The sequence below is a fragment of the Streptococcus ovis DSM 16829 genome, assembly GCF_000380125.1.
GTDB classification, from domain to species: Bacteria; Bacillota; Bacilli; order Lactobacillales; family Streptococcaceae; genus Streptococcus; species Streptococcus ovis.
Map to the genome: position 1 here is coordinate 17,147 of NZ_KB904574.1, position 20,150 is coordinate 37,296.

20 protein-coding genes are annotated in these 20,150 nt (G+C 40.5%); 14 read left to right on the forward strand and 6 right to left on the reverse strand.

Annotation, left to right across the window (positions count from 1 at the left end; translation table 11 throughout):
• The first annotated feature begins 30 nt into the window (after positions 1-30).
• The 5 genes from A3I9_RS0105055 (at position 31) to A3I9_RS0105075 (ending at position 6,391) form a co-directional block, all read left to right on the forward strand.
• Complete coding sequence (locus A3I9_RS0105055) at positions 31-948, forward strand: ABC transporter permease (protein WP_018377959.1); 918 nt, start codon at positions 31-33, stop codon at positions 946-948.
• 9 nt (positions 949-957) lie between these two features.
• Entirely contained in the window at positions 958-1,842 is an 885-nt protein-coding gene (locus A3I9_RS0105060) for a carbohydrate ABC transporter permease (RefSeq protein ID WP_018377960.1), read from the forward strand.
• Between the two features lie 22 nt (positions 1,843-1,864).
• Positions 1,865-3,427 carry a type 2 periplasmic-binding domain-containing protein gene (locus A3I9_RS0105065; protein WP_018377961.1) on the forward strand — a complete coding sequence of 521 codons (1,563 nt, stop codon included), beginning with the start codon at positions 1,865-1,867 and terminating at the stop codon, positions 3,425-3,427.
• A 94-nt stretch (positions 3,428-3,521) separates the two neighbouring features.
• The gene (locus tag A3I9_RS0105070) at positions 3,522-4,160 is read left to right on the forward strand and encodes a DUF624 domain-containing protein (RefSeq protein WP_018377962.1); all 639 of its coding nucleotides are present in this window, start codon (positions 3,522-3,524) and stop codon (positions 4,158-4,160) included.
• An 11-nt stretch (positions 4,161-4,171) separates the two neighbouring features.
• The gene (locus tag A3I9_RS0105075; RefSeq protein WP_018377963.1) at positions 4,172-6,391 is read left to right on the forward strand and encodes a glycoside hydrolase family 31 protein; all 2,220 of its coding nucleotides are present in this window, start codon (positions 4,172-4,174) and stop codon (positions 6,389-6,391) included.
• A 31-nt stretch (positions 6,392-6,422) separates the two neighbouring features.
• Here A3I9_RS0105075 and A3I9_RS0105080 read toward each other — a convergent pair whose 3' ends face one another.
• Together A3I9_RS0105080 and A3I9_RS0105085 are read right to left on the reverse strand one after the other, a co-directional pair.
• Positions 6,423-6,731 carry a hypothetical protein gene (locus tag A3I9_RS0105080; RefSeq protein ID WP_018377964.1) on the reverse strand — a complete coding sequence of 103 codons (309 nt, stop codon included), beginning with the start codon at positions 6,729-6,731 and terminating at the stop codon, positions 6,423-6,425.
• 91 nt (positions 6,732-6,822) lie between these two features.
• The gene (locus A3I9_RS0105085; RefSeq protein ID WP_018377965.1) at positions 6,823-7,893 is read right to left on the reverse strand and encodes a cobalamin-independent methionine synthase II family protein; all 1,071 of its coding nucleotides are present in this window, start codon (positions 7,891-7,893) and stop codon (positions 6,823-6,825) included.
• Positions 7,894-8,085: 192 nt separating this feature from the next.
• Here A3I9_RS0105085 and A3I9_RS0105090 point away from each other — a divergent pair, with 192 nt between their 5' ends.
• From A3I9_RS0105090 to A3I9_RS12495, 4 genes are all read left to right on the forward strand, one after another.
• Positions 8,086-8,820, forward strand: a complete 735-nt coding sequence (locus A3I9_RS0105090; protein WP_018377966.1) for a PHP domain-containing protein — start codon at positions 8,086-8,088, stop codon at positions 8,818-8,820.
• A gap of 54 nt (positions 8,821-8,874) precedes the next feature.
• Positions 8,875-10,053, forward strand: a complete 1,179-nt coding sequence (locus A3I9_RS0105095) for an MFS transporter (protein WP_026217339.1) — start codon at positions 8,875-8,877, stop codon at positions 10,051-10,053.
• Positions 10,054-10,125: 72 nt separating this feature from the next.
• The gene (locus A3I9_RS0105100; protein ID WP_018377968.1) at positions 10,126-10,476 is read left to right on the forward strand and encodes a hypothetical protein; all 351 of its coding nucleotides are present in this window, start codon (positions 10,126-10,128) and stop codon (positions 10,474-10,476) included.
• Positions 10,477-10,570: 94 nt separating this feature from the next.
• Complete coding sequence (locus A3I9_RS12495) at positions 10,571-11,491, forward strand: FAD-dependent oxidoreductase (protein ID WP_018377969.1); 921 nt, start codon at positions 10,571-10,573, stop codon at positions 11,489-11,491.
• A gap of 78 nt (positions 11,492-11,569) precedes the next feature.
• Here A3I9_RS12495 and A3I9_RS13180 read toward each other — a convergent pair whose 3' ends face one another.
• Positions 11,570-11,740, reverse strand: a complete 171-nt coding sequence (locus tag A3I9_RS13180) for a DUF3042 family protein (protein ID WP_018377970.1) — start codon at positions 11,738-11,740, stop codon at positions 11,570-11,572.
• A gap of 141 nt (positions 11,741-11,881) precedes the next feature.
• On the opposite strand from A3I9_RS13180, the gene miaA reads away from it, so the two are divergent.
• Genes miaA through A3I9_RS0105135 form a run of 5 tightly spaced genes read left to right on the forward strand, consistent with a single transcriptional unit; the run spans position 11,882 to position 16,359 of the window.
• Positions 11,882-12,766, forward strand: a complete 885-nt coding sequence (gene miaA / locus A3I9_RS0105115; RefSeq protein WP_018377971.1) for a tRNA (adenosine(37)-N6)-dimethylallyltransferase MiaA — start codon at positions 11,882-11,884, stop codon at positions 12,764-12,766.
• On the forward strand, positions 12,759-13,997 hold the full coding sequence (hflX, locus tag A3I9_RS0105120; RefSeq protein WP_018377972.1) for a GTPase HflX: 1,239 nt from the start codon (positions 12,759-12,761) through the stop codon (positions 13,995-13,997). Before miaA ends, hflX begins: the two co-directional genes overlap by 8 nt.
• Positions 13,997-14,623: a hypothetical protein gene (locus A3I9_RS0105125; RefSeq protein WP_026217340.1), complete on the forward strand. Its 627-nt coding sequence runs from the start codon at positions 13,997-13,999 to the stop codon at positions 14,621-14,623. The genes hflX and A3I9_RS0105125 overlap by 1 nt, the downstream gene beginning before the upstream one ends.
• Positions 14,624-14,677: 54 nt before the next feature.
• Positions 14,678-15,607, forward strand: a complete 930-nt coding sequence (gene rnz / locus A3I9_RS0105130; RefSeq protein ID WP_018377974.1) for a ribonuclease Z — start codon at positions 14,678-14,680, stop codon at positions 15,605-15,607.
• Positions 15,604-16,359 carry an SDR family NAD(P)-dependent oxidoreductase gene (locus tag A3I9_RS0105135; RefSeq protein ID WP_018377975.1) on the forward strand — a complete coding sequence of 252 codons (756 nt, stop codon included), beginning with the start codon at positions 15,604-15,606 and terminating at the stop codon, positions 16,357-16,359. The genes rnz and A3I9_RS0105135 overlap by 4 nt, the downstream gene beginning before the upstream one ends.
• A gap of 161 nt (positions 16,360-16,520) precedes the next feature.
• On the opposite strand, the gene A3I9_RS0105140 is transcribed toward A3I9_RS0105135, so the two are convergent.
• The 3 genes from A3I9_RS0105140 to A3I9_RS13650 form a co-directional block, all read right to left on the reverse strand.
• Positions 16,521-17,564, reverse strand: coding sequence for a sensor histidine kinase (locus A3I9_RS0105140; protein ID WP_018377976.1), 1,044 nt, complete (start codon positions 17,562-17,564; stop codon positions 16,521-16,523).
• A gap of 1 nt (position 17,565) precedes the next feature.
• Positions 17,566-18,255: a response regulator transcription factor gene (locus A3I9_RS0105145; protein ID WP_018377977.1), complete on the reverse strand. Its 690-nt coding sequence runs from the start codon at positions 18,253-18,255 to the stop codon at positions 17,566-17,568.
• A gap of 133 nt (positions 18,256-18,388) precedes the next feature.
• The gene (locus tag A3I9_RS13650; protein ID WP_018377978.1) at positions 18,389-20,095 is read right to left on the reverse strand and encodes an SSURE domain-containing protein; all 1,707 of its coding nucleotides are present in this window, start codon (positions 20,093-20,095) and stop codon (positions 18,389-18,391) included.
• Between the last annotated feature and the right edge of the window lie 55 nt (positions 20,096-20,150).

Here is a 20,150-nt window from a genome sequence, read left to right on the forward strand (position 1 = left end):
TATAATCAGAATCAAGGAGGGTACGAAGTGATGAAGAAGCAATTCAATCGCATTCTTAGAAAAAATAAAGACACACTAGCTTTATATACGTTATTATTACCGTCGATTGTGCTATTACTACTATTTGCATATGTACCGATGGTAGGATTAGTCATTGCATTTAAGGATTATTCTCCTTCGTTGGGCATTATGAATAGTCCTTGGGCTGGTTTCAAATATTTTATCCAATTCTTCCAGTCCTTTCAGTTTGGAACGACCATCAGTAATACACTTAAAATTTCAATTTATAGTATCTTGATTGGTTTTCCTTTGCCGATTATCTTAGCAATTATTTGTAATCAGATTCGAGTAGAGAAGTTCAAGAAATTTTTCCAAGTAACAACCTACTTACCACATTTCATTTCCACTATGGTCATGTGTGGGATGTTGATTTTATTCTTGTCTCCTAGTAGTGGACTGATTGCTAATATACTTAAAGTAGTCGGAATTGAACTGCCATCCTTACTATCTACACCGAAACATTTTGCTGGAATTTATGTGTGGAGTGATGTATGGCAACATGTAGGGTGGGATAGTATTATCTACCTAGCGGCATTATCTGCAATTGACCCAACCTATTATGAGGCAGCAACGATGGATGGAGCAACACGTTTGCAGAAAATTATCCATATAGACTTACCGATGCTTTTGCCAACAACTATGATTCTACTGATTTTGCGAGCGGGTAGTCTTCTGAGTGTTGGATTTGAAAAAGTTTTGCTACTGCAAAATTCTCTCAACCAATCTGGAAGTGAAATTATTTCGACATATGTGTATAAGGTTGGGATGGTAAATTTCCAATATAGTTATTCAACGGCGATTGGTCTTTTCAATACAGTTGTCAATATTATTATCTTGCTCTTTGTCAATTGGTTGTCTAGACGAATAACAAAAACAGGATTATTTTAGGAGAGGGTTATGAATAAACAAAAACAATTTTCTGAACATATGTTTGACTTTTTTGTCTATGGTGTAGCAATTCTTCTAATACTAGTTATTTTGTATCCGTTATGGTTTGTTATCATCGCTTCTTTCAGCAATCCAGCAGACGTCGCTAATGGTAATGTTTGGCTTTTACCAAAAGAATGGAAATTAGAAGGGTATCAAAAATTATTTGAGCAACCACTTTTTTGGAGAGGATATTTCAACACAATTTTATATACATTGATTGGAACGGCAGTAGCTCTATTTGTTAATATTCCGGCAGGGTACGCCTTATCTCGCAAGGATTTATTTGGGCGGAAATGGGTATCTATTTTCATCATTGTTCCTATGTTTATATCGGGAGGCTTGATACCAACTTATTTAGTAGTGAAACAAGTTGGTTTGGTCAATACATTTTGGGTGATGGTGGTACCGTTTGCTGTTTCAAGTTATAATATCATTGTTGCTCGGACCTTCTTCAATAATAGCATTCCAGATGGTCTTTGGGAGGCAGCACAAATTGATGGTTGTAGTACTGTACGATACTTTTTCAGCATTGTCATCCCTCTTTCAAAGGCGATTTTAGCTGTTATTGGACTTTGGACAGCTGTGGGGATTTGGAACTCATGGTTTAATGCCTTGATTTATCTGACAGATGAAAATTTACAACCATTGCAACTGATTTTACGGCGTCTTCTCATCAATAATCAAATGCTTCAATCACAAGCTACGGGAGAATTAGCTTCCGAATTACGAGCAACGGCTGATATGATGAAATACGCAGCTATTGTGGTATCAACAGCACCCATTATGATGTTGTATCCATTTTTACAAAAGTACTTTAATAAAGGCGTCATGATTGGCGCTATAAAAGAATAAATTTATAAGGAGACATATTGTCATGAAAAAAAGAATTATTCGTTCTCTATTGCTTTCAACAGTATTATTATCTGCTCTAACTGCATGTGGAACTGGTGGTAGTAAGGAAAATTCATCTTCTAAAAAAGATGGAGACTATACTATCACAACAGTCCGTTGGTCTGATTGGGGAGATGCCTTTACCAAGGGCTATCTTGAAGAAGCAGAGAAAAATAGCGGAATTGAGATTGATTGGGATGTCCATGTTGCAGCAGATTGGACAGATAAAAAAGCTGTCCTATTAGCAGGTGGTGATTTACCAGATGCGTTCCTTGGTTCTAATGTTTTTAACGATTCTGAGATTGCACAAAACCAAGCACTTTTCATCCCACTAGAAGATTTGATTGAGAAACATATGCCTAATCTTTCAAAAATCTTGAAAGAAAATCCGAAGATGAAAGCGATGATTACTTCTCCAGATGGTCATATTTATAGTTTGCCTAAAAAATCACCAATGCGCCCAACGATTAGTAATCAAGTGTTCATCAATAAAAAATGGCTAGATAATCTTAATCTCGAAATGCCAGATACTTACGAAGAATTTATTAAAGTTCTTGAAGCTTTCAAAAATGAAGACGCTAATGGTAATGGGGACAAAAATGATGAAATTCCATTCGGTGCAGGAAATGTCAGTGAAACATTTATGTTTATCTTGCCATTCAATAACCGTCTTGGAGCAGATAATACGATGGAGATGTCTGTAAAAAATGATAAACCTGTCTATCTTCGTGCAGAAGAAAGCTATAAAGAAGGAATTAAGTGGATGAGTGAAGCCTACAAAAAAGGTTTAATTGATCCAGAATTATATACACAAGATGAATCAATGGCTTCTGCCAAACGGATGGATAAAGAAGTGTCACGTGTTGGTGTATCAGGTGGTTGGACTGCAGATGCAACATTTGGACTACATGCGGATGAATATGTAGCTATGACACCGCTCAAAGGTCCAGATGGGAATCGTTATGTGCTATCTGATCCAGACCATTATAACTATGCTCGTAATGAATTGCTCATTACAAAAAATTGCGAAAAACCAGAAGAACTTTTGAAATGGGCAGATCAATTCTATACAGATGATGCAAGTATCCAGACATTCTATGGTTCATTTGATATTGCAACTGAGAAAACTGGTACGGGCTATAAAGTGTTAGCTCCAAAAGACGGTAAATCTGCTGATGAATGGGCTTGGATTAATTCTCTTCGTGATTTTGGTCCAAAATATGTAACAGATGATTTTAATAGTAAAGTTGATATTGATGACACTCAAGGAGATGGTTTGAAATTGAAACTAGATGAAGAAATCAAGCAGTATGCTCTTCCAGCCTTTCCAAATGTGACTTACTCACAAGAGGAATTAACACGCTTATCTGCAATTTACGTAGATATTGATTCTTATGCGAAACAAATGACTTCCAAGTGGGTTGTTGAAGGTGGTATTGATAAAGAATGGGATGGATACATTAAGCAACTGAAAGCGATGGGGCTAGATAAATTTATGGAAATTCAAACGAAAGCTTATGAACGATATCAGTCTATTACTGAATAAGGAATGATTCCCTAAAAAAACTCCTAAAGCACTAGGGTATCATTAAATAGGAGCACGACCAACTAGTGGTCTTGCTCCTCATTTTGGTAGAATCATGGTAGAAAAAATGATAAAATTATTTTCGATAGATAGCTTGCTAATGAGAAGATTAGCATTGCTGGCAGATCTTATGATACTGAATATTTTATTTATTTTAACAAGTTTTCCGATTCTGACAATTGGAGCTTCTATTACTGCACTTAATTGTAGTTGGCAACGAATTTTTCGCGGTGAAACTGAAAAGATTGTATCGTCCTATTTTGGTTATTTTAAAGATAATTTTTATCAAGCAACTTACATGTGGTTCGGATTGATAATTTCTGGAATAATTTTGATTTTGGAATCCATATTTTTTCTAGGACAAGTAGGTCTTGTTAGGTGGTTGGGGCTAGTTGTGTTACTATTTCTTTCTGTTATATGGATTCTCATTAGTACAGTTGGACTGACCTACATTGGCCGTTATACAGGTAGCCTGTTTCAGTCAATGAAAAATAGTCTACTACTGGCTTTTAAATGTCCATTTTACTGCATTTTCTTAATTTGGCTGAATGCATTTGTGGTATATTTTGCATTAGGGAGTGTGGTGGGAATGATGACAGCAATTTATGCTGGGACATTTGGTGGTTTTTCTCTCTTAGCAGGAATCAATGCTTGGAGTGTTAAGCACATATTTAAAAAAATTGAAGAGAATTAAAAGGAGAAGGTATGCAGACAACTTTTCAAGGGGAACACTATCGCATCACGGTATTGACCCATCAGTTGCTCCGATTGGAGTATTCGGAAGAGGGTTATTTTGAAGACCGTCCGACACGGGTGGTGCAATCTCGTGCTTTTGACTGTGCGCCATTTGAGGTGATTGAGGAAGAGGGACGATTGGAGATTATGACGTCCGCTTTGCACTTGCACTATGATCAGCAAGCATTCAGCGCCAATGGTCTCTTTATTGATGTCAAGAGCAATCTATCTGCTTATGGTAACCGTTGGTATTTTGGCAATGACTATCCAAATTTGGGCGGAACAACGCGGACATTGGATATGGTCGATGGGGCTATGGAGTTGGAAGATGGGATTCTCAGCAAGAATGGCTTTGCGGTTCTAGATGATTCCAATAGTTTTGTTTTTGATGAAAATGGAAATCCTATTGAACGATCAAGTAAGGTGATTGACCTCTATTTCTTTGGATATGGGCGTGATTACTTTGCAGCCTTAAAGGATTTTTATCAGTTAACAGGAGCAACGCCTTTGCTTCCTCGATATGCTTTGGGGAATTGGTGGAGCCGTTATTGGGCCTACTCGGAAGAAGAATTCCTTAGTTTGATGGATCGATTTGAGGCGGAACAGGTGCCTCTGTCTGTCAGCGTGATTGATATGGATTGGCATCGGACACACGATGTACCATCACGTTTTGGTAGCGGTTGGACGGGTTATTCTTGGAATAAAGAGCTATTTCCAGACCCGAAACGATTTTTGACTGCCTTGCATGAGCGAGGGTTGAAAACAACACTTAATGTGCACCCCGCAGATGGCATTCGTGCCTTTGAAGATGCCTATCCAGCAGTTGCCGAGCGGATGGGCTTGAATACAGCCGTGGAAGAGCCTGCCTTGTTTGACATGGCAAATCCAATCTTCCGTGAGGCCTATTTCAAGGATGTGCATCATCCGTTGGAGGAACAGGGGGTTGATTTCTGGTGGATTGATTGGCAGCAGGGAACAGAAGGGCAAATTGATCCTCTGTGGATGCTCAATTATTACCACTATATGGATGCAGCACGCAAGGGGAAAAATGATGTGATTTTGTCCCGTTATGCAGGGCCAGGCAGTCATCGCTTCCCAATCGGATTTTCAGGGGATACCTTTACCACATGGGAATCCTTGGCTTTCCAACCCTATTTTACAAGCACCGCGTCCAACATTGGTTACACTTGGTGGAGCCACGATATTGGAGGACATATGAGAGGGCAGCATGATGAGGAATTGTCCTTGCGCTGGTTGCAATTTGGCGTATTTAGTCCCATCAATCGTCTTCATAGTTCCAATAGTCCATTTTCAAGTAAGGAGCCATGGGGCTATCGTCCAGAGATTGCGACTAGTATGAAGCATTATCTGCGCTTGCGTCATCAATTGATTCCTTATCTGTATACGATGAATGTTCGGACGCATGAAGAGGGCAAGCCGCTCATCACACCGATGTATTACCATTATCCGTTGCAAGAGGAGAGTTACCAAGTGCCTAATCAGTACTTCTTTGGTTCGGAGTTGATGGTGGCGCCGATTACCGAAAAATCAGATATGGCAGATAAAAAAGGTCGTGTTGAGGTCTGGTTCCCAGAAGGGAAATGGTATGATTTCTTTACGGATGCTTGCTACACAGGTGGCGTGAAATTGCCTGTCTACCGTGCAAAAGAAGCCATGCCAGTCTTTGCCAAGGAAGGAGCCATCATTCCACTAGACGCCCAACCTGCAGCAGCAGGAGTTGCCTTGCCAGAGGAAATCGAATGGCACATTTTCCCAGGGGAGTCTAATCAGTTTGATCTCGTTGAAATGGTGAATGGTCAGCGTGTGGTGACCAGTCTTAAAATGGATTGGGAAAGCCAAACGATTGCTCTTTCGGTAACGGGTGAACGGGAAACATTGCCAGCTAATCGCACCCACCGACTAGTTTTTCATGCAATGGAGCAAGCGGATATTGTACTTGAGAATGTGGATGCGACTATACCGTTTGATGGTACAGAACAGAAAGACACACAGACTTTCTTGGTACAGGTTTATGATTGCCTCCAAGGAATGGAAATCTCCTACGACATCAAACATCAATTGGTTTATGAGCTGAAGCAATGCCAAACAACCATGCAAATCGTAGTCGTCCTCAACCAATTAGAACAACGTTTACGTGAGCAACTCACGGAGCTACTCTATTTAAGCTAGTAAAAAAAGCCCCCCAAGGGGCTTTTTCATATCATAATAGAAAATCTTCGACGTAAATCACGACCTTGTTACTGTATTTTTCAAGGGTTTCCTTGCTGTTTTCTTCGTAAAGGGCACGAATTTGTTCAATTTTTTTAGGGAATTGGCCACCGATGTAGTCAAATTTGCACTCGATGGTCAAGAAGAGTTCGTGGAAGAGATCGTTCATCTCAGTTAGTTTGGCAACCAACTCGGTATCGTGTTCCAAAAACGCTGGAACTTCTTGACGTTCGTAGAAAAAACCATTGCGCTCCTTGACAGGAAAACTGCCATACTCTAGGCAAAATTCATAAATCACCATAAACCTCGCTTTCTCTCTCATTGTAGCAAAAGCAGGAGAGAATAGAAAGCAATTAGACTAGAAAAAGAGGCGGTTTCCCACCTCGATTTGGTTAGTTATTCCAGAATTTTTCTGCGATTTCTTGACCTTGTTTGATTTTTTCCCATTGTTGTGGGATGGCGAGTTCATTTCCTGAGTCACATGAGGCAAATCCGCATTGGTGAGAGAGGAAGAGGCGGTCCTTTGGTAAGATATGGCTTGCTTGCTCCAAGAGGTCAAGCGCGCGTGCTTCATCGTCAAGTTTGGTTGTTTTTGATGAAAGAAGTCCCAACACCACTTCAGCCTTGCTGTTTTTCAAAGCTTCAAGTGCCTTGATGTCACCTGCAACCTCGCTATCCCATTCCAAGAAGAAGCGGTCGTAGTGTTGTTCTGCCAAGAATTTCTTGGCAATGGCTTCGTAAGTTCCTTCTGCGGCAGAACGGCTTTCGTAATTTCCACGGCAGTTGTGTGTCCAAACTGTTAAGCCGATTTCATGACCGTAGTCAACAACTTCGTTGTTGATGGCGATAAATTCATCTGCCAAATCTGCTAGGGCTGCATTACCATCTGCAAAGAATGAAGCAGGATTTGATTCGTCAAAGAGTTCCCAGAGGCAGTCGTCAAATTGGATGATTTCGCCGCCAGCTTCCTTGTATTCTAGCAAGAATTCTTTGTAGGCTTGAATTAAACCATTCTTCAACTCTTCATTTGTTTCATAGACTTGCCCTTCACCAGCTTCAGCTTTTACCAACTTGAAAATGTCAATAAAGTGGTGCCCTTTACCTGACAGTGGCTCAGTGATGCGGATACCGATGTCTTTACGAGTTTCAAAGTCACCACCATCGTGGTCATTGAAGCGGTAGCCATGCTCAGCAATGTAGCGCTCAATTCCTTTCAAGCCCCAAACGAAGTCAAGGTGCCACATTGAACGACCGTATTCACCATCTGTCAAGATATCAATGCCATTGGCTTTTTGGTCTGCGATGATTTGCTTGATGTCAGCAGTTTCAGTTTCTTGGTAACCCGGAAGTGCATCATAAAATGGATATTGGATATCGTCACGGTGTTCAATTTCGGTTTTGAATTGACGAAGATTCGCAGGACGAAGGAGTGAACCAACTAATTGGAATTTTGATTGTGTCATGTCTCTATACCTCAATGATTTGTGATGGTATTATTGTAACCTATCTCTTTTAATTTGAAAAATAGTTATTATACAGGATTTGATATAGTTTTAAACTATATGGAAACGACACTACTCTTAAAATGATTGGATTTTATGGAACTATTTGTTAAAATAGCAGTAAGGAAAGCAGACACTATTAGGAGGTTTCTTATGCGTGACAACCACTTGCACACCCATTTTTCCTTTGACTCTGAGGCGGATTTTGAATCCTATTTAAAGGCCTTTGAGGGGGAAATCGTGACAACAGAGCACTATGATTTGTCAAATCCTTATAGCCAACAGGATGACGTACCTGATTATGAGGCCTATTCTCAGGAAATAGCAGAGCTGAATAGTCGCTACGGAAATCGCATTAAAAAAGGAATTGAAATCGGCTATTATCAACCAAGGGAAGCTGATATTATTGCCTATCTGGCCGATAAGGACTATGATGTCAAACTCCTTTCTGTCCATCATAACGGTGTCAATGATTATTTGGATGATGAAGTGGCTGATATGGATAAACAGGCGGTCATTCAGGAGTATCTGGATAAGTTGGAATATGCCATTGGACGAGTGGAGGCGGATGTATTGGCTCATTTTGATTATGGCTTCCGTAAGTTTAAAGTGACAGTTGAAGAATTACAAGCATATGAATCCCAACTTCGTCGTATTTTCCAGAAGATGATGGCTCACAACCTTGCCTTTGAGTTCAATAGTAAATCCATGTATCTCTATGGTCATGAGCATCTGTATCTTTATGCTCTTAGTTTACTGCAAGAGATGGGGTGTCATCGCTATTCTGTGGGATCTGATGGACACAAACTAGAACACTTCCGTCTACGGTTTGATCGTATTGAAGCACTGCTAAGCCAGTATGGAATTCGTGAAGAAGAGATTTTATGAGAAAAATAGGATTATTTTTTGAAATCCTACCTCAAAGCATGCTATACTATTCTTATGAAAGATAACCATTTAAAACATTCAAAATTTTTATTGGTAGGGATTATGATGATGGGAGCCGTGATGCGGGTCCCATTTACAGCGATTCCTGCTGTTTTGACAGATATTGCTGCAGGGCTTGGTGTACAAGTCAGTGATTTAGGGATTTTAACCTCCTTGCCATTGCTGATGTTTGCCCTCTGTTCATCTCTAGCTCCGAAATGGGCTGCGCGCCTTGGACTTGAAAAAGTTTTAGGATTGGCTGTAGTAGTGATGACAGTTGGCTCCTTGATGCGGGTTGTCAATGTCCCTACGCTGTATATTGGAACTCTTTTAATCGGTGCTGCTGTCGCTATCATCAATGTATTGATGCCCAGTCTTGTGTCCGTTCATTTTCCAATGAAAGTGGGAATGTATACAACGATTTACATTACAACAATGGGGGTTGCAGGGACGATTGGCTCCATGGTGGCAGTTCCAATTGTAGCGGCTACTTCTTGGCAAATCTTTATCCTGCTACTGACCGTTTTTGTAGCATTGGCTACTCTTTTGTGGCTTCCAAATATGCGGTACAACCATCATTTTTCCCAAACAAAGCAAGCAAATAAGAACAATTCTGTTTGGAAGAACAAAGTAGCGTGGGTATTTCTGTTGTTTGGTGGGCTTCAATCTATGCTTTTTTACACAGAAATGACTTGGTTGCCAACGATTGCACAGACAGCAGGACTTTCAAAGGCAGAAGCAGGTTTGCTAGCTGGTATCTTTACCTTTATTAGTATCCCAGTATCAATGGTGACACCGACTATTGTTTCTCGTCTCACAAATTCTCAACGTGCCTGGTTTATGTCAGGCGTTTCGTTGTTGACAATTGTTGGACTTGTTTGGATGTTATTTGCACCAGCAAATTTTGTCATTTGGGTGATGATTAGCCTTTTATTAGGGCTATCAGTTAGTGTGCTCTTCCCTTATATGATGTTGAGTTTTACATTGAAGACCAGTGATGGACAGGCAACAGCACAATTATCAGGTATGGTTCAATCAGGTGGATATCTCATTGCTTCGATTGGTCCAGCAGTGCTAGGATATAGTTTTCCGGTCTTTGGGACATGGAATCCACTGATTTATGCCTTGCTATTTGTCACAGTTGCCATGATGGCAACCATTATTGCGATTGAAAAACATGATGTCATTCTTTAAAAACCAAGTTTCTTGGTTTTTATTTTTTTTGCTTTTAAAAAATGGTATAATATATGGGAAAGGAGGGACGAAATGAAGTTGTCGACTGTTGAAAAGTTAATGATTGTTAGTCCTATTGTGGTGAACCTTATTCTATCTTTGGGTTGGATGCAAGTAGATTATTATCTAGATGCCTATACAAAATATATGTTTTTAGGCTTGTTTACACTAACATTCTATCCAATTATTGCTGGAGTAGTTCTTAAAAGAAAAGCTAGCTTGGTTCTTTATCTGACGATGCATATAGCGACAGCCTTGATAGCAATTTATGGTATTTACAATGATTCAGCGCTCTTTTATTTTTACTTATCCCTTGTCCTATTTTCTCTTGCAACCGGTATTTCCTTTATTGTCCGTATTATGAAACACAAAATCAGTTCTTAGAGCTGATTTTTTTATTGCTTCAATTGGAAATAGGAACTCGACTTGTATACCTCTGTGGGTATATGATGTTGAAAGAACTATTTAGGAGATGTTTATGTCTAAAAAAATTGTGATTATTGGTGGGGTTGCTGGTGGGGCGACTGCTGCAACACGTCTACGTCGTTTAAATGAAGATGATGAAATTATTTTGTTTGAAAAGGGTGAATACATTTCTTTTGCCAACTGTGGATTACCTTACCATGTTGGTGGAGCGATTAAAGACCGTCAAGAGCTGCTTTTGCAGACTGTTGATAGGATGAATAGTCAATATGGTTTGGATGTCCGTCATTTTTCTGAAGTGACAAGCATTCATCCTCAAGAAAAAATAGTGACTGTTCTGAATCATCAAACGGGGGAAACCTATGAGGAAACGTATGATAAACTGATTATTTCAACAGGTGCAAAGCCGATACTCCCTGCAATTGTTGGTCTTGAAGATGCGAAAAATGTCTTTAGTCTGCGAAATATTCCAGATATGGATTTGATAAAAGCTTATGTTGCAGAGCATGATGTGCAACGTGCAACGGTTATTGGTGGTGGTTTCATCGGCCTTGAAATGATGGAAAACTTGGTTGAGTTGGGTATCCAAGTTCAGCTGGTGGAGATGGCTCCGCAGGTAATGCCAAACATTGACTTTGAAATGGCACAGATGCTCCATTCTCAAAAAGAAAAAGGTGAAAAATCAGGGTTGGCTAAGATGTTTGATCTCATGTTACCATCGGGTGCCAAAAATCTTCCTCTCTCAAATATGAATATGGGTGGCATGGGTTCTGCCATGATTAAACATTTGATGAAGCAAAAGAATGTGGATTCTTTGCCAGATATGATTGAACAAGCACATCAATTAGGTGTAAAATTTGTGGCTTGTACTATGAGTATGGACTTGATGGGAATTGAGAAAGAAGAGCTCTTCGACTTTGTGGAATATGGTGGTGTAGCGACCTTTATTGGTGATAGCGAGAAAGCCAATATGTAACTCTTTATTTAGAAAAATATTTTTTACAAAAAAACTTCCTGAATCTATAGACTCAGGAAGTTTTTAAGTAGATTAGTATTAACGTGTCACGCGACGTCGTGCCGCTTTTTTACGATTTTCTTCGATGAAAGCCTCTTTCTTTTCTTCTGGTTCAATGATTACTTTTTGAATAGCATAGACAGCGCCAGCTGCAGCTGCAACAGTAGAGAGAACACCGGTTAGGAAACCTTTTCCAAAATTTTTAGCCATATTGATTCTTCCTTTCTAGCGGACAGTCAAGCTGCCTCAATTGAAACCAATTGATGATGGAAAACAGTCTAGTTCTCCAATCATTTTTACTTATGTTATAATAATACTAGCGAAAAAATCGGAAATTTTCAAGGAAAAAAGATGAAAACAAAAATAATTGTTGTCCTTGGGCCAACGGCCGTGGGCAAATCGGCTCTAGGGATTGCACTGGCTCAGAATTTCAATGGTGAAATCATCTCTGGAGATAGCCAACAGGTTTATAAGGAATTGATGATTGGAACAGCAAAGGTCAATGAAGAAGAACAAATGCAGGCTGTCCACCATCTGATTGATGTCCGTTCTGTAGCAGAAGGGTATTCAGCCTTTGATTTTGTCCAAGAAGCAAGAGAGAAGATTGAGGAAATCAGTGGTCGTGGGAAACTTCCGATCATTGTGGGAGGAACGGGTCTTTATTTGCAAAGTTTACTGGAAGGCTATCATTTGGGTGGCCAACTGGATCAACAAGCTCTCTTGCACTATCGTTTAGAACTGGAGAAATTGACGGATGAAGACCTTTTTCAAATGGTAGAACGAGAAAATCTAGACATTCCTCAAATCAATCGTCGTCGTGCCATACGTGCCTTGGAATTGGCAAAATTTGGACAGGATTTGCAGAATCAAGAGCAGCCTTATGAAACCCTCTTGATTGGATTGACAGATAAGAGAGACTGGCTCTACGAGCGTATCAATCAGCGGGTGGACGCCATGATGGAAATGGGCTTGCTAGAAGAAGTGGAGTGGCTCTATGAACATTACCCGCAATCACAGGCTAGTCTAGGCATTGGCTACAAGGAGTTTTTTCCTTACTTTACAGGTGAGATTAGTTTGACTGAAGCAGTTGAGAAAGTGAAGCAAAATACCCGTCGTTTTGCCAAGCGCCAATTGACTTGGTTCCGAAATCGGATGCAGGCTCCCTTTTATCAGGTGTCAGAAACGGGCGTGAGAGAGAAAATTTTCGCAGATGTGGAGGCATTTTTACATGATTGAAACAAGAAAAGAAGCAGAAACAGTCCTCCTTGTCGGTGTGGAATTGCAGACGACAGAGAATTTTGCCATGTCTATGGAGGAGTTGGCTAGTTTAGCAAAAACAGCAGGAGCAGTAGTCAAGGGAACCTACACCCAAAAGCGGGAAAAATACGACAGCAAAACCTTTGTGGGTTCTGGAAAGCTGGATGAAATTGCCCAGATGGTGGAGGCTGATGAGATTGATACAGTCATTGTCAATAATCGCCTAACGCCTCGCCAAAATGCCAATTTAGAAAGTATTTTAGGAGTCAAGGTTATTGACCGGATGCAGCTGATACTGGATATTTTTGCCATGCGGGCACGTAGTCATGAGGGGAAATTGCAGGTGCACCTAGCTCAGCTTAAATATTTATTACCGCGTCTAGTAGGGCAAGGGATTATGCTCAGCCGTCAGGCTGGGGGAATTGGTTCACGTGGACCAGGTGAAAGCCAGTTGGAATTAAATCGGCGAAGTATCCGCAATCAGATTCACGATATTGAACGTCAGCTAAAGGTGGTCGAGAAAAATCGGGCAACTGTTAGGGAACGCCGTGTGCAGTCAGGTGTTTTCAAAATAGGATTGATTGGTTATACCAATGCGGGTAAATCAACGATTATGAATGCCATGACAGACAAACGCCAGTATGAAGCGGATGAATTATTTGCAACCTTAGATGCAACAACTAAGCAGATTCACCTGTCAGATACATTTCAGGTAACCTTGACCGATACGGTTGGGTTTATTCAAGACTTACCAACAGAGCTGATTTCAGCCTTTAAATCCACTTTGGAAGAATCGATGAATGTGGACCTGCTGCTTCATGTCATTGATGCCTCTGACCCCAATCATGCTGAGCAGGAGCGGGTGGTCTTGGATATTTTGAAGGATTTAGAAATGTTGGATATTCCACGCTTGGCTCTCTATAACAAATTAGACAAGGTTGGGGAAGATTTTACACCTACCCAGTTCCCCCATGTCATGATTTCGGCTAAAGACGAACAGGCGCGTGCCCATATTCAGATGATGGTACTGGCTAAGATCAAGACCATGTTCGTTCCTTTTGACATCAAGGTTCCCTTGTCGCTAACCTATCGGTTGCATGACTTATCTACGATTGCTCTGATTGAGAAAAGGGAGTATACAGACAATCTGGAACACTTGACAGGTTACATCGCTGAAAATAATAAATGGAAGTTGGACGAATTTTTATGATGGATATGGTGGATTTGGCTATCCAATACGGTGGCTTTACGAATTTGGATAGGGTATACCTACAGGGTGTCTTATCTCGATTAACAACAGAGGAGCAGTTGACCTTCATCACACCGCCTCCCTCTGTCATCAATGCCTATTTTGCTGAACTTTATCAAAAACAGTCACCAGAGGCTGCGACAGATTATTTTTTTAACCTGTCAAAAGCACTCCAGCTCTTTCAGACAAATCCTAGTTTTCAAGAAGAGAAGCCCTTTGTTCGTCTGAACTTATCTGGAAAAGCCTTTGGTTTTGCCTATCAGGATGAAACAGGTCTGGCACAGGTTTTTGCGGAGGAGAAAGAGGAAATGACAACAGAGCGTCTCTTTGAGATTGCCCAGATTTTCCCGCATGACGTGGTATTTGAGAAGGCAGGGCGCATCTTTATAAAAGAATGGAAGGAGCCGGCAGATTGGCAAACAGTAATTCAGGAAGAGTTTTTATTAACAGATATTGCTGAAAATACAGACTGGGTCAAGGTATCTTCCCTCAATCAAGAAGAAGCTTGTCAAGCAAGCACACAATATTCTGGAGAAATCTACTACGCTTGGTCAGTAAGAACGGCCATTATTTATGTTAAAAAATAAATTTCCGAAGGCTTGATTTAGCCTACTGACAGAACTTATGAAACAAGGAGAACTATGTTTATTCAATTTTTAGGGACGGGGGCTGGCCAGCCTTCCAAGTCTCGCAATGTATCCAGCTTGGCTCTCAAATTACTGGATGAACTCAATGAAATTTGGTTGTTCGACTGTGGAGAGGGAACGCAAAATCAGATTTTGGAGACGACCATTCGACCACGGAAAATTTCAAAGATTTTCATTACTCACTTGCATGGTGACCATATTTTTGGTTTGCCAGGATTCTTGTCTAGTCGGTCTTTTCAGGCAAATGAAGAACAGACAGATATCGAGATTTACGGTCCTGTTGGCATTAAATCCTTTGTCTTAACGAGTTTAAAGGTATCGGGAAGTCGCCTGCCTTATCGGATCTATTTCCATGAATTTGACGAGCATCATCTAGGCAATATTTTTGAAAATGATAAATTTGCAGTCTATGCTGAAAAGTTGGATCATACAACCTTCTGTGTGGGGTATCGTGTTATTCAAAAGGATTTGGATGGGACCTTGGATGCAGAAAAGTTAAGGGCTGCGGGTGTTCCTTTTGGTCCACTCTTTGGACGAGTAAAAAATGGTGAAAATGTAGTATTAGAAGATGGAACTGAAATCATCGCTAGTGAATATGTGTCGCCACCACGCCCTGGGAAGGTCGTGACCATTTTAGGAGATACCAGAAAGTGTCATGCAAGTGTCCGTTTGGGGGTCAACGCGGATATTCTCGTTCATGAATCAACTTATGGTAAGGGAGACGAGAAGATGGCGCGAAGACATGGGCATTCGACGAACGTGGAAGCAGCCCAAGTGGCGAAAGATGCAGGTGCTAAACGTCTTCTTCTCAATCATATTAGCCCGCGCTTTCTTTCAAAAGATGTCAGTCAGCTACGCCGTGATGCCATGCAGGTCTTTGAAAATGTGCATGTTGTAAAAGATTTGGAAGAGGTGGAAGTGTGAGAACCATTTTAATTACAGGAGCTTCTGGTGGAATTGCGCAGGCAATGATGCCACTCTTGACAGATGATTTTCTGATTTTGCTAGGACGCAATGTGGAGAAAATCGAGGCTCTTTATTCTCAGCATTCAAATAAAGTTGTCTATGGCATTGATATGACAGATGAAGCAAGTATTGCGAATTTGGTGGAGAAAATCTATCAAGATTATGGTCAGATTGATGTACTGGTAAACAATGCTGGTTATGCTATCTATGATGATTTTGAACAGTTTTCAGATGAACAAGTGCGCGACATGTTTGATGTAAACCTTTTTGCACTAATGTCCTTTTGTCGTCATGTCGGGAAAAGAATGAAGAAAATTAAATCAGGTCATATTATCAATATTGTCAGTATGTCTGGTAAGATGGCAACCGCAAAATCATCCGTTTACTCGGCTACGAAGTTCGCCGCTCTTGGATTTTCGGATACGATTCGGTTAGAGTTGGCCCCCTATCAGGTTGGTGTTACGACAGTCAATCCAGGACCTGTTGCAACGAGCTTCTTTGATCAAGCGGATCCAGACGGTAGCTATCAAAAAAGTGTCAAATCGTTCCTCATTCAGCCTGAAGTAGTAGCCAAAAAAATTGTTGCGGCTATGGGAACGAAAAAACGGGAAATCAATCTTCCTTTTATTTTAAATGTTGCCCATAAATTTTATACAGTATTTCCGACTATTTCCGACTATCTGGCTCGTACTATTTTTAATTACAAATAGGCGTGTCATAGTACAAAGCGTTTTCAGTGGTGATTTGTGGGTCTATTGAAGATGGAATGACTGATAAAAAAGAGTTTGCTACTGATACGATAGGTGTATCAATAGCAAACTCTTTTTAAATATTGGAATCACAATGATTGAGCTATCAAGACTGTTTACTGTTAAATGGAATACACTTGATTGAGAGTGAGGGTAAATGTGCTACCTTTGCCATATTCACTTTGAACGGTGATGTTACCATTGAGTTGATGAGCTAATTCCTGGGCGATATAGAGACCAAGACCGTGTCCACCAGTTGCCATATTGCGTGAGGATTCCACGCGGTAGAGACGCTTGAAAATCTTTTCAAGCTGATCTGGACGAATACCTTGCCCTTCATCTGTGACAGAAATAAGAAGTTGGGACCCCTGTCTTTTAGCCTCAATATCTAATGTTGTTCCTGAATCAGAATATTTAAGCGCGTTATTGACCAAATTGAGGAGAATTCGTGCTAACTTGTCATGATTGCTGATCATTTTTGGAGAATCCAGATTCATGTGAATATTGACATCACGGTGTTCTCGATCAATTAAGAGTTGGAATTCAGACAATATATCAATGAGCAATTTATCAAGAAAAATGATTTGCTGATTATTTGTGACATCCACCTCTTCGTTGATATTCAAGGTGAGGTAGTTTAATTGTTCCACCAGCTTGTTTAGGCGCTCTGTTTGGCGACTGATCGTTTGGAGATAGTGAGGATATTCCTCATGGGCAATGATGCCATCAATCATCCCTTCTACTGTTGTCTGGATAGAAGTAATCGGTGTCTTAATATCGTGTGACAGTTGGGCAATCATCATCCGCTTCTCTTTTTCACTCTCTTCCAGAGAAGCGAAGGTGTTTTTTAGATTAGTGGACATGTCATTAAAAGCGTCTGCCAGTTCTTTAAATTCAACTGGTGATTGAACATCTGTAATCATCTCAAATTCTTTGCGAGGAATTTTATAGGTAAATTGTTTTAATTTATCCAATGATCGGAGAACTCGCGACAAAAGAAGCTGATTGGCTAAGGCACCAGCAATGCTAGCAAGAATCGTAATGGCGATAATAAAGTAAGCATTGGTATGTACAATCAGCATCTTATTGACTGCCCAGATGATGGAAATGACAACGATGCTCGCTGAAATAAGATAACCAATGAAAAAGAAATATTTTAATTTCATCTTAGACCTCTATCTTATAACCTAAACCCCAGACGGTTTTGATGGAAGGAGTCTCTTCTGTCCCATATTTGCTGAGATAATTCCGAAGAGAATGGATATGGACATTTAAGGTATTGCTATCTTCAACGTAATCTTCCTGCCAGATTTTTTCGTACAATTCTGTTTTGGAGAATACTTGCTGAGGATTTGTTGCGAATAACCAGAGTAATTCAAACTCTTTGAGTGTCATATCGAGTGTTTGCTGGTTGACCTTGATTTCTCGTGTTAGATGATTCATCGTCAAATCTCCCAAGCGAATCGTTTCGTCAGAAGCAGGGCTATGTCGGTGAATCCTACGGAGGATATTATTGACACGGAGAACCAGCTCACGTGGACTAAATGGCTTAGTGATAAAGTCATCGGCTCCCAAGCTAAGACAATAGATTTTATCTGGCTCAGAAGTTTTTGCAGTGATAAAGAGGAAGGGTTGTTCAGGAGAGAGTGTCTGCACTTCACTCATAAAATCGTATCCATCCATTATCGGCATCATAATATCTGTAATAATTAGGTCAATAGGCCCTTTTTTAAAGATTGTCAGCGCCTCTTTACCATTCTGTGCTATTTTAACTGTATAGCCAGCCTGTTGAAGGTAGCGTGCATTGATTTCTCTAATTTCGATTTCATCATCGACGAGTAAAATTGTCTTGGACATTCTGATACCTCTTAGATTGAAAATAGTGTTATACTTTAGGAAAAGTATAACACTATTTTTATGTAAAACACAAGTCCATTAAGTTTTAATTTTTATAAGAAGAAAGAAGGAGCTATGATTAAATGGGATGAAATTATTTTTCACTATACCAAGCAATTCCTTCTTGTTTCCAACCACGTGTGCCTAATACCTTATATTCATTGGCATCTTTTGTATAGTGGTGTTTTTTGATACCTGCATGGTAGAGGCGGTAAACTGGAACCTCACCGTTTGAACGGTAAGCAATTCCTTCTTGTCTCCAGCCGCGTGTACCTAACACCTTGTATTCGTTGGCATCCTTAGTATAAAGATGAACGCGGAGTCCCTCGTGGTAGAGACGATAGACGGGAGCCCCTGTCTTAGTTGTGGTGTTCCAAGCAATGCCTTCATACTTCCAACCACGTTTTGTCAAGGTGTTGCGCTCATTGACACTTGTTGTATAAAGGTGAGATTTCAGACCACTATGGTAGAGACGATAAACTGGTTGAATCACTTCGTTCTTTTGATCATGTTTAGGCGCTTTTTGTTTAATTCCATTCAAGTTAATTGTAGCCGTCTTTGTCGCAACCACATGGCTTGTATCTGCTTTACCATCTTTGGCAGCGTAGACTTTCACCGTTGCTTGATAAGAATGCGTACCATTTTCTTTTAATTGAGCGAGTAATTCACCATCTTTCTTGCCAGCAGCATTTCCGTCAAGGTCTACTTCATAGAAATATTTCCCATTTTCAAGTTTGTCGAAAGGCAGTAGGAATGGGTGTTTAGCAGTACCGTTGTCAGACCAAGGTGCTTTATCAGAAGATTTAAGCAAGAGACGTGTTAACATCCCATCTCCACCGAAGAGTTCGAATGGGATAATTTGGTTGACCCCAGCAGTGAAAGGACCATCTGCTTTAGCAGCATCCAACCATTCAGCAGGAACGTTTACGACATCTTTAAAGTTATGCGCAACAGCTTTCTTGACAGCGCTGTGGTGGTCAATGGCTTTCAAGTTAATGGTAGCCGTCTTCGTCGCAACGACATGGCTTGTATCAGCTTTACCATCTTTGGCAGCGTAGACTTTCACCGTTGCTTGATAAGAATGCGTACCGTTTTCTTTCAATTGAGCGAGCAATTCGCCATCTTTCTTGCCAGCAGCATTTCCGTCAAGGTCTACTTCATAGAAATATTTCCCATTTTCAAGTTTGTCGAAAGGCAATAAGAATGGATGTTTAGCAGTACCGTTGTCAGACCAAGGTGCTTTATCAGAAGATTTAAGCAAGAGACGAGTTAACATCCCATCTCCACCGAAGAGTTCGAATGGGATAATTTGGTTGACCCCAGCAGTGAAAGGCCCATCTGCTTTAGCAGCATCCAACCATTCAGCAGGAACGTTTACGACATCTTTAAAGTTATGTGCAATAGCATTCTTGACTTCATCGTGGTGAGGCACAGCATCCGTTGACATAGCATCTTCTGCTTTTTCAACCTCTTGTGGTACTTGTGTTTCACTTGGAGTGTTCTTTTGGACAGGAGCCTCTGTTTGAGGGACAATTGTATTAGGTTGTTCTTCGGATGTCACAGGAGCTTCAACTGTAGTAGTTGGAGTCGTTGTTTGACTGATTGATGAGGAATCAGCCGGTGCAGTTGTTGTGATAGTGTCGGTCTGTGATGCGATGATGACCTGTGCTAAAGCAGGTTGGCTGATGGAAAGAAAAAGTCCACTAGCGACTACGACTGATGCAGTCTGCTTACCAACACGTCGGAGAGACCATTTTGTGAAACGTTTGCCAGTTTCTTTTTGCACATTTCGATTGAACATAAGAAATACTCCTTTGTAATAATTTTTTGTTCTTGACTGGAGTATAGCAAACAAG

Excerpts from the sequence above, each read along its gene's own strand:
- A3I9_RS0105055 (WP_018377959.1), top strand. The coding sequence starts at position 31 with ATGAAGAAGCAATTCAATCGCATTCTTAGAAAAAATAAAGACACACTA.
- A3I9_RS0105060 (WP_018377960.1), top strand. The coding sequence starts at position 958 with ATGAATAAACAAAAACAATTTTCTGAACATATGTTTGACTTTTTTGTC.
- A3I9_RS0105065 (WP_018377961.1), top strand. The coding sequence starts at position 1,865 with ATGAAAAAAAGAATTATTCGTTCTCTATTGCTTTCAACAGTATTATTA.
- A3I9_RS0105070 (WP_018377962.1), top strand. The coding sequence starts at position 3,522 with ATGGTAGAAAAAATGATAAAATTATTTTCGATAGATAGCTTGCTAATG.
- A3I9_RS0105075 (WP_018377963.1), top strand. The coding sequence starts at position 4,172 with ATGCAGACAACTTTTCAAGGGGAACACTATCGCATCACGGTATTGACC.
- A3I9_RS0105080 (WP_018377964.1), bottom strand. The coding sequence starts at position 6,731 with ATGGTGATTTATGAATTTTGCCTAGAGTATGGCAGTTTTCCTGTCAAG.
- A3I9_RS0105085 (WP_018377965.1), bottom strand. The coding sequence starts at position 7,893 with ATGACACAATCAAAATTCCAATTAGTTGGTTCACTCCTTCGTCCTGCG.
- A3I9_RS0105090 (WP_018377966.1), top strand. The coding sequence starts at position 8,086 with ATGCGTGACAACCACTTGCACACCCATTTTTCCTTTGACTCTGAGGCG.
- A3I9_RS0105095 (WP_026217339.1), top strand. The coding sequence starts at position 8,875 with ATGAAAGATAACCATTTAAAACATTCAAAATTTTTATTGGTAGGGATT.
- A3I9_RS0105100 (WP_018377968.1), top strand. The coding sequence starts at position 10,126 with ATGAAGTTGTCGACTGTTGAAAAGTTAATGATTGTTAGTCCTATTGTG.
- A3I9_RS12495 (WP_018377969.1), top strand. The coding sequence starts at position 10,571 with ATGTCTAAAAAAATTGTGATTATTGGTGGGGTTGCTGGTGGGGCGACT.
- A3I9_RS13180 (WP_018377970.1), bottom strand. The coding sequence starts at position 11,740 with ATGGCTAAAAATTTTGGAAAAGGTTTCCTAACCGGTGTTCTCTCTACT.
- miaA (WP_018377971.1), top strand. The coding sequence starts at position 11,882 with ATGAAAACAAAAATAATTGTTGTCCTTGGGCCAACGGCCGTGGGCAAA.
- hflX (WP_018377972.1), top strand. The coding sequence starts at position 12,759 with ATGATTGAAACAAGAAAAGAAGCAGAAACAGTCCTCCTTGTCGGTGTG.
- A3I9_RS0105125 (WP_026217340.1), top strand. The coding sequence starts at position 13,997 with ATGGATATGGTGGATTTGGCTATCCAATACGGTGGCTTTACGAATTTG.
- rnz (WP_018377974.1), top strand. The coding sequence starts at position 14,678 with ATGTTTATTCAATTTTTAGGGACGGGGGCTGGCCAGCCTTCCAAGTCT.
- A3I9_RS0105140 (WP_018377976.1), bottom strand. The coding sequence starts at position 17,564 with ATGAAATTAAAATATTTCTTTTTCATTGGTTATCTTATTTCAGCGAGC.
- A3I9_RS0105145 (WP_018377977.1), bottom strand. The coding sequence starts at position 18,255 with ATGTCCAAGACAATTTTACTCGTCGATGATGAAATCGAAATTAGAGAA.
- A3I9_RS13650 (WP_018377978.1), bottom strand. The coding sequence starts at position 20,095 with ATGTTCAATCGAAATGTGCAAAAAGAAACTGGCAAACGTTTCACAAAA.